The sequence below is a fragment of the Variovorax sp. 01T439_2 genome, assembly GCF_056398445.1.
In genome coordinates, this window is the sequence record NZ_JBFTPJ010001118.1 from 1 (window position 1) to 1,702 (window position 1,702).

Annotated in this window: 1 protein-coding gene; it reads left to right on the forward strand. The window is 65.5% G+C overall.

Features of this window, described 5'->3' with window-relative positions; genetic code table 11:
- Positions 1–712: 712 nt before the first annotated feature.
- Positions 713–1,702, forward strand: a 990-nt coding sequence (locus AC1DOC_RS32585) for an AMP-binding protein (protein ID WP_478131434.1), incomplete at its 3' end; no start/stop codon positions are given.

Sequence of the window (1,702 nt, forward strand, 5' to 3'; positions counted from 1 at the left end):
CCCTGGAGTTACACAACTGCGGCGCCCCCTCGGGGAATATCTTCATATTCACCCGAAGCCAAGTCAATTAATGGCTACCTTGCCCCGCGCGGGTAGCGATTACATCCATTGCGCTTCGCGGCCCCACCCAATCTGCTCCCGGCAGACCGGCTGCGGCATCTGGCGCAGGTGATGCCGGGCTGCCGGCACTCCCCTGTCTCGCCTCTACCCCGCCTCCCCATTTTGCAGATGTATTCGGCTTGCGCAGCAGCGGTTTGCCATGTTTTCGRCAGGCGCTTTGTCATGGTCGCAAGCAGTGCGGCCGGGGGCGCTTGTCTCCCTCTGGAGGGGGCGCATTGCTCATGCGCGGCAGCGGCGCAATTCCTACAGTGAGTTCCCTGGGCCAATGCCTTCCGTGAAAACGCCTGCTCCTCAGTTCGGGCGGAATCGGGGAAAGGCGCCCGAAATGGGCGCTGGTTACCCTGTTCGAGCGATATGAGGTAGTACGAGTATGTAACGAATGATTCGAGAATGTAACCTGACAAACTTTGATCAACACCGCGCCAGACAAAGCCTCTAGGATTGCCTCGAAATAGAAACTAACGTACTAATGAATTTTTATTGGCCAATTGCCAATTCATGAATCCCATCTATTGCATGCATTCTTTCTTCCGTTTTTTCTATGAAAATTCAAATAGCCGATCCGGCGCCATCCGCGCCCCCCCGACTTTCGTTGGATGATCTGTTCGTTTCGCGCCTCAATTCGGACAGGCCGGACGAACGGATCCAGGACTCGGTGGCGCTCGGGGAGCAGGGCACGCTGCGCTGGACGCAATGGCTCGACGCCACCGGCCAGCTGCCCGACACCCCCTTTGCGGCGGCGTGGCTCCTGCTCCAGGCGCGCTGGCTCGGCGAACAGCAGCCGGATCCGTCCGAATCGGCCCGCACCTGGCTGGCCTCGCTCGACCAGGAACGGCGCCAGGCGGCTACCGCGGGCTCGGCAGGCTCGCTGGAGCCATCGCCGAAAGTTCTCTGGCTGGGCTGCGACCCCGGCGTCGACGGCGTCCAGGCCCCCCTCCTCCTCTGGCTGAGCACCACCGCATCGGATACGCCGCGCCTTCACGCCAGTGCCGCGGCAAGCCTGCTGGACGCGGCATCGGTGCAGCAGCTGCTGGCAGCCATTGCCGACACCGCCGCCGATCTGCTCGAGCGGCCCGAATGCCCGCTCCGCGAGATCCGCACCCTGCCCGCCGCCGACCGCGCGCGCCAGCTCGCCGACTGGAACACGCCCCCCGCTCCCCTTGACCCGAGCCTCACCGTGGTGGGCCTGTTCGCGCGCCAGGCCGCGGCCGCGCCCGATGCCATGGCGCTCGCGCAAGGCGATGCGCAGATGAGCTACGGCGAACTGGAGCGCCAGTCCAGCCAGCTCGCGCAGCGCCTGCAGCACCTGGGCGTGCGTGCGGGCGACAACGTGGGGCTGGTGCTCGACAGGTCGATCGAGGCCGTGGTGGCGCAACTGGGCGTGCTCAAGGCCGGCGCGGCCTATGTGCCGGTGCCGACGGATTTCCCGCCCGAGCGCATCGCCTTCATGCTCGAGCAGGCGAACGCGCGGCAGGTGGTCAGCACCTCGGCGCTGCGCCACCTGGTGCCCGCCTCCCGTGCGCTGCTGCTGCTCGACGAAGCCGAGGACACCGAACCCGCGCCCTGGAGCGCTCCTGCCATC